This window comes from Flavobacterium sp. H122 (genome assembly GCF_004959765.1).
GTDB lineage: Bacteria > Bacteroidota > Bacteroidia > Flavobacteriales > Flavobacteriaceae > Flavobacterium.
The window spans coordinates 203,904-213,767 of the sequence record NZ_SJZD01000007.1 but is presented as its reverse complement, the minus strand read 5'-3'; the positions used below and the strand labels follow the sequence as shown (position 1 = coordinate 213,767).

Below are 9,864 nucleotides of genomic sequence, written 5' to 3'. Positions count from 1 at the left end.
GTAATCATAGCCATGTAAACCGGTTGCGGTTCTGTCCATAGAAACAGATCCTGAATTGGCAGGGCTTGGAGTATCATTCGTTTGAACTAAGTTAGCATTGTTTCTAATGTTGAATGTTGCACCGCTTTCTACATTTACCCAATCAGTTACAATTAAATTGTTGTTTGCTTGTAATTCAAGATTTCCGGTAGGTGCTTTTATTTTAACATTTTTAGCTACAGCATTAGGGGTGTTAATTATTTTTGAAGAGAATCCAGAAGGAATAATTACACACGTGTTTGTATTTGGTACTCCTGCAGGTAACCAATTTGATGCAGTATTCCAGTCATTTGAAGTTGTTCCTTTCCAGACTTTTGAATTGTTTGTAACGTTGATGGTAGCACTCGTTGTACAGTTGTTAGCTAGATTTGCATTAGCTGTAAATGAATAACTCCCAGTTTCTAATTGAGTTAATGTTGGTTTTATCCAAACAGTTGACCCTGATAAGGTGCTTCCAGCTGTATAAGGTATGGTGCATGCGGCATTAGTGTAGGCGTCTACTGGAGATCCTGTCCATGTGAAATTTGGGGTTAAAGGTTTAGGTCCATAAAGTCTTATATCGTCTAAAGCCCATCCATTACCACCAGTTGATTCATAACTAAATCTAATTTTTAAAGTAGTTATGTTTAAACTAGATACAGGTAGTGAGATAGATTCTGTTTTGAATTGTCCAGCTTCCCCTTGGTCTGATTGAAAGTGAAAAAGATTTATCCATGAAGTGCCATTGTCTATGGAGTATTGTACATATCCGTGATCACCAGGCGATGCATAATAAGAGAAATAATGTCTAAATGTTAAAGTAAGACTTGTAAAGCTTGTTGAGTTTAATGTATTTGATATTAATCTTGTTACAACATTTTCAGAAGGCATGTTGCAAGTAGTGTAAGCGAATTTATTGCCTGACTCTCTTGAGTTAATTGCTGGTCTCCATAATGCTGTACCTGTAGGGATAAATGTACTTGTCTGAGTAGTCCATTCATGGCCAGTTGAAGTAGTACTAGAAGTTGTTAATACTGCTGATCCTTCAAAATTTTCATTAACTAAATCCACTTCTTCATTACTTCCGGTTGCATCAAGAGCAATAATACTATCTTCTCCACATACAGTGGGAGAAGCAGTTGTAAAAGAAAGGTTTGCTACAGGTTTTATTGTTGCTACGACTTTTTTTCTGAAATAAGACTCACAACTTCCGTTCCAAGCCGCTACCCAATAAGTTGTTGTTGCGGATAGTGAAGATGTTGTCCAGGTTGATGAAGCAGAGGTGCCTTCAAGTGTGCCTCCAGTTTCTGCTGAATACCATCTCCATTCTGTTGTGCCAACTGTAGCTATTGCTGATAATGAAACTGTACCAGAACCACATCTTGAACCGTCTGTTACACTTGTTATTTTTGCTGAACAGTCAGACACAATTGTTATTTTATAATCTTCAGTTTCTCCGTTGCTTAAGTTTCCGCATGGGGTAATCGAACCCAAGCCAGAATAATAGCATCTTATTCTTATTCTGTAATCTCCAGCAGTAGTACCACTAGGGACAACAAAACCAAAACTTGTTGACGCGCCTAAATATGATCCAGTATCATAAACTCTTTCTGTTGTGTCGTCAAAGCTTCCATCTTTATTCCAATCTACCCATGCTTTTAAAGATGTAGAAGCAGATAAAGTATATTTAGCAGTAATACCACCTCCTGGTATTTGAGTTGTTGTAGCTAAACTAGTATAATCTGTGTAGCCTGAATTGGTATATCCAGTTCCAGTATTGGACATGTTAGTTATATTTCCAACGGTTTGAAATCCATTAATGTAATAGGTCGCAGCACTAGAAGTTGCTGTAGTGCAATAAAAAGGAGTGTTGCTTTCTTCAATTTTAATATCATCGAGATACATGGAAGTTGCGGCAGGATTACCTCCACACCCTGAACTTGACATTACAAATCCAATATATTTATTTTCTGTTGTAGTCGCTTGAAATGTCGCTGTAAATTGATTATATGTAGTTGAGGTTACATTGCTACCTGCGCTTAATAAAATGTCACTACCTGTTGCTCCATTTAATGCCGCATAAGTATTAGTTGTAGCTTTTGTAATTTTCAAAGTCCCGGTGCATCCAGCTACTTTTGCCCAAACTGTTATTCTGTAATATTTACCATTTGTAAAGTTTACTATTGGTGTTGCAGTTGAACCACTATAAGGTTTGTTATTTCCTGAAGCTGCCAAAATACCATTAGACCAACTGCCATTGTAGGCATTGTTGTTTTGTCTGCCATTTGAAACGCCTGAGTTTATTGAATAAATCCAAGTTGCATCAGCACTTTCAAAACCATAATTGAGTAATGTTGTCTGTCCAAACGATAAATTTGTCCATAATAATGCAATAACTATGGGTGTTGTTAATGCATAGATTTTCTTTAGATGCGAGTAAAATTCTTCCATAGGCTAATTTAATTAGTTGAGTTTTTGTTTTTTAAACGGGAGATAATTAGTAAATTTAAAAATCGTGACAAAAATATGCAAATAAAACGCCAACTAAATTTGCTTTCATCGATATTATTTTACTTTTAATCGATAAAATCGATAGTATGTTATTCTTCTAATCCCTATATCAGGTTAGGATTTTGTATGATTTTGATTTATAAATAGTTGTGATTTGTTGTAAATTTTATTAACAAATTAATTCTTACAAATTATTTGTAACTTATATTTTTTGAATTTTTTTTTTCACAATAAATTTTTGTTAAGCTTATTTTTGTGATGTGATAATTCCCAATCAAATAATTTTTGAATTTTTAAATAGAAATGTTTCTCTTTTTATAAAAAGGGAAGATTTGATACATCCGTATATTTCAGGAAACAAATACCGTAAATTAAAATACAATCTTCTTGATTTCGAAAGTGATGGTTATGATTCGCTGGTTACTTTTGGCGGTGCATTTTCAAACCATATTGCGGCAACGGCATTTGCCTGTAAAGAAAAAGGAATCAACGCGGTAGGTGTAATAAGAGGAGAGGAGCTTTGGAAAGAAATCACTAACAATCCTACACTTAAACTGGCTCAGGAATGCGGTATGAAATTTGAATTCGTTACCCGGGAACAATACCGCAATAAAGACTCAGATGAATTCAAAAACTATCTTCAGGAAAAATATGGTAATTGCTCTATTTTGCCTGAAGGAGGTACTAACGGTTTGGCGGTAAAAGGATGCGGAGAAATACTTACACCTGAAGATAGGGATTTTGATTATATATGCTGTGCTGTTGGGACAGGAGGAACGGTTTCCGGATTAATCAACAGCGCAAAGCCTCATCAAAAAGTGATTGGGTTTCCTGTATTAAAAGGTAATTTTTTGCAGGAAGAAATTCGTAAGTTTGCAAAAAATGATAATTGGAGCCTGGAATCGGATTATCATTTTGGCGGATATGCCAAAGTAACTGATGGGCTGATAGATTTTATCAATAACTTTTATCAGGAAACAAACATTCCGTTGGATCCGGTTTATACAGGAAAAATGGTCTATGGAGTGTTGGATCTGATTAATAAGAATTATTTTCCTGAAAATTCAAAAATACTGGTAATCCACACAGGTGGTTTGCAGGGAATAAGAGGAATGAATATGCTTTTGGAAAGCAAAGGCAAAAAAACGATTCAAATAGATGTATAGATTTTTTTACATAATTATAGTTGCTGCGGTATTGGCGTCCTGCAGTTCGGCAAAACCAAAAAAGCAGTCTGCAAAAAAGCCTGTTGCCGTAACTAAAAAGAAAATACACAAGCCGGAAGACAGGATTGTTATCGATGAAAACCTTAAAAAGCAGGAAGAGCTGGTTGCTACTTCAAAAGTAAAAGTAACTCCTGAAATTGTTAATGGCTACATCAGCCAATTCAAAGGAATAGCCATGAAAAACATGAAAGAGCACGGCGTTCCGGCAAGTATAACACTGGCACAGGGAATTCTGGAATCGGGCGCAGGAACAGGGGTGCTTTGTAAGGTAGCCAATAATCATTTTGGAATAAAATGCCATAAAGAATGGACAGGAGAGTACGTACGTCATGACGATGATGCCGCTCAGGAATGTTTCCGTAAATACGATGAGCCAGGTCAGTCCTATCGTGACCATTCACTGTTTTTAACAAGCCGTCCATGGTACGCACCACTTTTCAAGCTTCAACAAAACGATTATAAAGGCTGGGCCAGAGGTTTAAAAAAATCAGGATACGCAACCGATCCCAAATATCCTGAAAAACTCATTGGAATTATCGAGCGTTACCAGCTGCATCAATATGATGCACAGGTTCTGGGAACCGAATATAAAGCCATTGAGCCGGCCACAGCCACAAAAACAGAAACAAAAAACACGCCAGAACCTCCTAAACCTTTGGAAATGATTCATATCGTAGGACAAGGTGATACACTGTACTCCATATCAAAAAAGTACAATATATCTGTGGAGAATATAAAAGCAAAAAATAATATGGTAGATAATACCATTTCAATAGGACAAGTTTTAATAATTAATTAGTTTTTTTGAAGCCTTACATTCGGGCTTTTGTTTAAACGCAGTTTCCCGCTGTCCGCTTTATCTGTCATTGCGAGCCAATAAAATTGGTAAAGCAATCTTGAGATTGCCGCGCAAGGCTCGCAATGACAGGATACCGCTTCCATCGGGGCTAAATACAAACACCAGGAACAAAATGTTGTATCAAAGAAGTAGTCAGCTGTTTGCTGAAGCAGAACAAGTAATACCGGGAGGTGTTAACTCACCGGTTAGAGCATTCAAATATGTAGGGGGAACTCCTATTTTTGTAAAAGAAGCTAAAGGAGCTTATTTATACGATGAGGATGGAAACCGTTTAATAGATTACATCAATTCATGGGGGCCTATGATATTAGGTCATGCTTACGAGCCTGTGGTAAACGCTGTGATTGAAAAAGCAAAAAAAGGGACTTCTTTTGGGATGCCTACCGAGCTGGAAACGCATATTGCCCGTTTAGCAGTTTCTATGGTTCCCAATATCGATAAAATCCGTTTTGTAAATTCAGGGACAGAAGCTTGTATGAGTGCCATACGTTTAGCCCGCGGATTTACAGACAGGGATAAAATCATCAAATTTGCAGGTTGTTACCACGGGCATTCCGACTCCTTTTTAATTCAGGCAGGAAGCGGCGCTATTACTTTTGGTTCTCCTAATAGTCCGGGCGTTACTGAAGGAACTGCAAAAGATACTTTGTTGGCAAATTATAATGATATTGAAAATGTAAAAGCTTTATTGGAAGCTAATAAAAATGAAATCGCTGCCATTATTATTGAGCCTGTGGCTGGAAATATGGGTTGTATCCCGCCTAAAAAAGGTTTTTTAGAAGCATTACGCCAACTTTGTGATGAAAATGGTACATTATTGATATTTGATGAGGTAATGACCGGATTCAGACTGGCAAAAGGAGGAGCACAGGAATTGTTCAATATCAAAGCCGATATTGTTTGTTTTGGTAAAGTTATTGGCGGTGGATTACCTGTAGGCGCTTTTGCCGCTCGCAATGAAATCATGAATTATCTGGCACCTCTGGGACCGGTTTATCAGGCCGGAACTTTGTCAGGAAATCCTTTAGCAATGGCCGCTGGTTTGGCTATGCTTGAAGCACTAAATAATGATGCCGCTATTTTTACCCGGATTGATGAAAAAACAGCGTATCTGGAAAAAGGAATCCGCGAAGTTTTGATTAAAAACAATATCGAGTTTACAATCAACCGTGTGGGTTCAATGATATCGGTACATTTTGACAAGGACGAAGTGTATGATTTTAATACTTCTAAAAATGGAGATAATCAAAGATTCAAAGATTTCTTTCACGGATTAGTGAAAGAGGGGGTGTATATCGCACCGTCAGCTTACGAAACATGGTTCATAACCGATGCTTTGACTTACGAAGATTTGGATTTTACAATCAATGCAATAGATAAAGTCTCAAAAACAATATAAGTAATAAGTCCCGCTTGAAGCGGGACTTATTTATTTCTGCATTTTACCTTCAGTTTTATGTTGTCTGTGTTTTCTCATTTTATGCATTTTTTCCTGTCTTTTTTCCTGAAGTGCCTCCCATTTTTCAAACTGTTTTTCGTTTAAAATCTTTTTCATTCTGGCTTTGTGTTCTATTTGGGCTTCCAGCATTTGATTTCTCATTTTAAATTTTTCATCCGCTGATAATTCCTTTTTGGCTTCTTTATTGGATTTCATTTCAGCAGTTTTTGTTTCTCTTTTGGCATTTTGTTCAGCAATGAGTTTTGACATTTCTTTTTGCTGGTTTTCGTTTAAATCCAAATCCAGTGTCATTTTCTTCAATTGTAATTGGTTTCGTTGTTCCACCGTCATTTTTTCTCTTTGTATTTCTTTTTCTTGTGCTGTGCCTGAAAAAGTAATAGCTGTTGCTGCTATGGCAGTCAGAATTAAATTTCTCATGTTGTATTTATTAAAGGTTTACTAATTGGACTCTCTAAAATGAAAAAGGTTTAATGTGATTTTTTTTGTTTTTTATGATTCAAATCATACTTAATTGGTTAAAAATCAATGAAATTTGAATGTAACTTTTAAAAAATTATTGTTATGAAAAAAATATCATTGTTAATACTGGTTTCCGTATTGATTTTCTCTTGTGGTAAAAAAGAAAAAGCTGCTGATGATGCTTCCAAGCCAACAACTGAAGAAGGCTACGTTACAGAAGGAGCAGATGCAGAAGCAGTTTCTGCCTATGACCCTCACCGTGGTGAAGGAAAATTTGATAAAGTTGAATTAGGTGCATCTCTGGATCAGGCCATGGCATCACAGGGAGAAAAAGCGTCTGGGGTAAAATGTGCGTCTTGTCATAAGCTTACTGACGAGAAATTGGTTGGCCCTGGCTGGAAAGGAGTTACTGAAAGAAGAAAACCAGAATGGATTATGAATTTTATTACAAATCCTGACCCAATGATTGATAAAGATCCAGAAGTACAGGCACAGTTGGAAATATGTCTGGTACGTATGCCTAATCAAGGTTTGAATGATGACGAAGCAAGAAGTATTCTAGAGTACATGAGAAAAAATGATGGTGTTAAATAATACAGATACAGCATAGAAAAAAATAAATAAAACAAAGAAAAATGAAAAGTAGTTTTTTTAAAATTCTAGCCATTCTTGCAATGGGAAGTACTTTGTTTACTTCATGCAAACCAAAAGACTCCAGCAGTGCGGCAGGAGGTGATGCTGAAAAAGCATATGTGGCACCGGGGAAATATGATGAGTTCTATAACTTCGTATCAGGCGGATTCAGCGGTCAGCTGAGCGTTTATGGTTTGCCCAGCGGAAGATTGTTCAGGGTAATACCGGTTTTTTCTGTCGATCCGGAAAAAGGATGGGGATACAGTGAGGAAACCAAACCTATGTTGAACACATCACAGGGATTTGTGCCTTGGGATGATTTGCATCACACCGAAATGTCTCAAACTAACGGTGAAGTTGATGGACGTTGGGTTTTTGGAAATGCGAATAATACGCCACGTATTGCCCGTATCGATTTAAAAACCTTTAGAACGACTGAAATTATTGAGCTTCCTAATAGTGGAGGGAACCACTCATCCCCTTTTATCACTGAAAATACTGAATATGTTGTGGCGGGAACCCGTTTCAGTGTTCCGGCAGACTATTCAAACGGAGATGTTCCTATCAATTCCTATAAAGAAAATTTTAAAGGTCATATCAGTTTTGTAAAAGTCGGTAAAGAAGGACAAATGGATTTGGCATTCCAAATCGTAACTCCTGGGGTTAACTTTGACCTCTCGCATGCAGGAAAAGGCAAATCACACGGATGGTTTTTCTTCTCATGTTATAACACAGAACAGGCAAACACATTGTTGGAAGTTAATGCCTCTCAAAAGGATAAAGACTTTATCATGGCGGTTAACTGGAAAAAAGCCGAAGAGTACCTGAAAGCAGGTAAAGGTAAAAAACAGTCGGTTAAATATGCCCACAACACCTGGGATGAAAAAACACATTCGGCTACCTCTGTAATCAAAAATGAGGTGGTAGTGTTGGATGCGGCAGCTTTAAAAGATATCTGTTATATGATTCCGTGTCCTAAATCGCCGCACGGCTGTGATGTTGACCCGTCAGGAGAATATATTGTTGGTTCTGGAAAATTGGCGGCTTTAATCCCAGTCTTTAGTTTTGATAAAATGATCAGCGCTATCGATAAAAAACAATTTGAAGGAGAATACGGAGGAATCAATGTAATCAAATACGAAGCAGCACTGCACGGTGAAGTTCAAAAACCTGGATTGGGACCTCTGCATACTGAGTTTGACGGAAAAGGTAATGCTTATACTACTTTCTTCGTTTCGTCTGAAGTGGTAAAATGGGATATTAAATCCTTAAAAGTACTGGACAGAGTTCCTACTTACTATTCAGTTGGACACTTATGTATTCCAGGAGGAGACAGTAAAAAACCTTTCGGTAAATATTTGATTGCTTACAATAAAATTACCAAAGACAGGTATTTGCCTACAGGACCGGAATTGGCGCAATCTGCTCAAATATTTGACATCAGCGGTGATAAGATGAAAATGATTCTGGATTTTCCAACCATCGGGGAACCTCATTATGCTCAGGCGGCACCTGCCGATTTAATACGGAATAACGGACAGCTGAAATTCTTTAAGATTGAAGAAAACAAACATCCTTTTGCAGCAAAAGGTGAAAAAGAAGCTAAAGTGGTTCGTAAAGGAAATAGGGTAGATGTGTACATGACATCTGTTCGTTCGCATTTTGCACCGGATAATATTGAAGGAATTAAATTAGGTGATGAAGTATATTTCCATGTAACCAATTTAGAACAGGATTGGGACGTACCGCACGGATTTGCTATTAAAGGAGCTGATAATGGAGAATTGCTGATTATGCCCGGTGAGACTACCACTTTAAAATGGATTCCTAAAAAAATTGGAATGTATCCTATGTACTGTACTGATTTTTGTAGTGCCCTTCATCAGGAAATGCAAGGTTATGTGAGGGTATCTCCGGCAGGAAGCAATGTTCCTATTTCTTTTAGTGTTGGGACAAATCTCCCTAACCAAGCTACAGCCAAATAAAATTTTTCAAAGGGAACAATTTTAGTTGTTCCCTTTCTTTTCTGAGTTTACAATGAAAAGAAATACTATGTTGTTTTTTGGTTTGCAACACTAATTTATCAAAAAATAAATCCAATGAAAACAAAATCATTATCCTTACTGTCAAAAGGGTTGTTATTTGTCACGGCTATCCTTTTCGCAGCTTCTTTGCTGGTTCCTATGTGGCAGATAGAACTGGAAGCACCTCAATATCCTGAAGGATTGGTGCTAAAACTACATGCCAATAAAATTGGTGGTGATGTCGAAATTATAAACGGATTAAACCACTATATAGGAATGGCAACCTTGCATACAGAAAATTTTATTGAATTTAAAATACTGCCTTATGTCTTTATGGGATTTGCCCTGATATCCTTGGTTTTAATATTTGTTTCCAAGCCTAAAGCTGTTTTAGGATTTTTAGGAGTATATCTTTTGTTTATCGTATTAGCGGCCATTGATTTTTATAGATGGAATTATGAATACGGACATAATTTGGATCCTAATGCTGCAATAAAAGTGCCGGGTATGGCTTATCAGCCTCCATTAATAGGGTATAAGCAACTTCTTAATTTCGCAGCCTATTCCATTCCGGATATGGGAGGATGGATGTTGGCAGGAGCCTTTTTATTATTAGGTTTCATAGTGTTCAGAGAGTTTAAATCCGGAAATTCAAAAAACTGAACTAAGGTTTAA

8 protein-coding genes are annotated in these 9,864 nt (G+C 37.0%); 6 read left to right on the top strand and 2 right to left on the bottom strand.

The window, feature by feature from the left end:
* The coding region (locus EZM65_RS12115; protein WP_248574859.1) for a GEVED domain-containing protein at positions 1 to 2,469 on the bottom strand (2,469 nt) is incomplete at its 3' end.
* A 320-nt stretch (positions 2,470 to 2,789) separates the two neighbouring features.
* On the opposite strand from EZM65_RS12115, the gene EZM65_RS12110 reads away from it, so the two are divergent.
* The 3 genes from EZM65_RS12110 (at position 2,790) to hemL (ending at position 6,013) form a co-directional block, all read left to right on the top strand.
* A complete protein-coding gene (locus tag EZM65_RS12110) occupies positions 2,790 to 3,695 on the top strand; it encodes a 1-aminocyclopropane-1-carboxylate deaminase/D-cysteine desulfhydrase (RefSeq protein WP_371683005.1) in 906 nt (301 codons plus the stop codon).
* Positions 3,688 to 4,554, top strand: a complete 867-nt coding sequence (locus EZM65_RS12105) for a glucosaminidase domain-containing protein (protein ID WP_136668821.1) — start codon at positions 3,688 to 3,690, stop codon at positions 4,552 to 4,554. Before EZM65_RS12110 ends, EZM65_RS12105 begins: the two co-directional genes overlap by 8 nt.
* Positions 4,555 to 4,726: 172 nt before the next feature.
* Positions 4,727 to 6,013, top strand: coding sequence for a glutamate-1-semialdehyde 2,1-aminomutase (gene hemL / locus EZM65_RS12100; RefSeq protein WP_136668820.1), 1,287 nt, complete (start codon positions 4,727 to 4,729; stop codon positions 6,011 to 6,013).
* A gap of 30 nt (positions 6,014 to 6,043) precedes the next feature.
* On the opposite strand, the gene EZM65_RS12095 is transcribed toward hemL, so the two are convergent.
* Positions 6,044 to 6,490 carry a hypothetical protein gene (locus EZM65_RS12095; protein ID WP_136668819.1) on the bottom strand — a complete coding sequence of 149 codons (447 nt, stop codon included), beginning with the start codon at positions 6,488 to 6,490 and terminating at the stop codon, positions 6,044 to 6,046.
* 144 nt (positions 6,491 to 6,634) lie between these two features.
* Here EZM65_RS12095 and EZM65_RS12090 point away from each other — a divergent pair, with 144 nt between their 5' ends.
* The 3 genes from EZM65_RS12090 to EZM65_RS12080 all read left to right on the top strand — a co-directional run bounded on the left by EZM65_RS12090 (position 6,635) and on the right by EZM65_RS12080 (position 9,852).
* The gene (locus EZM65_RS12090) at positions 6,635 to 7,126 is read left to right on the top strand and encodes a cytochrome c family protein (protein WP_136668818.1); all 492 of its coding nucleotides are present in this window, start codon (positions 6,635 to 6,637) and stop codon (positions 7,124 to 7,126) included.
* A 41-nt stretch (positions 7,127 to 7,167) separates the two neighbouring features.
* Complete coding sequence (gene nosZ / locus EZM65_RS12085; protein ID WP_136668817.1) at positions 7,168 to 9,150, top strand: Sec-dependent nitrous-oxide reductase; 1,983 nt, start codon at positions 7,168 to 7,170, stop codon at positions 9,148 to 9,150.
* Between the two features lie 114 nt (positions 9,151 to 9,264).
* The gene (locus tag EZM65_RS12080) at positions 9,265 to 9,852 is read left to right on the top strand and encodes a hypothetical protein (protein WP_136668816.1); all 588 of its coding nucleotides are present in this window, start codon (positions 9,265 to 9,267) and stop codon (positions 9,850 to 9,852) included.
* Positions 9,853 to 9,864: the final 12 nt, after the last annotated feature.

Excerpts from the sequence above, each read along its gene's own strand:
- nosZ (WP_136668817.1), top strand. The coding sequence starts at position 7,168 with ATGAAAAGTAGTTTTTTTAAAATTCTAGCCATTCTTGCAATGGGAAGT.
- EZM65_RS12105 (WP_136668821.1), top strand. The coding sequence starts at position 3,688 with ATGTATAGATTTTTTTACATAATTATAGTTGCTGCGGTATTGGCGTCC.
- EZM65_RS12090 (WP_136668818.1), top strand. The coding sequence starts at position 6,635 with ATGAAAAAAATATCATTGTTAATACTGGTTTCCGTATTGATTTTCTCT.
- EZM65_RS12095 (WP_136668819.1), bottom strand. The coding sequence starts at position 6,490 with ATGAGAAATTTAATTCTGACTGCCATAGCAGCAACAGCTATTACTTTT.
- hemL (WP_136668820.1), top strand. The coding sequence starts at position 4,727 with ATGTTGTATCAAAGAAGTAGTCAGCTGTTTGCTGAAGCAGAACAAGTA.
- EZM65_RS12080 (WP_136668816.1), top strand. The coding sequence starts at position 9,265 with ATGAAAACAAAATCATTATCCTTACTGTCAAAAGGGTTGTTATTTGTC.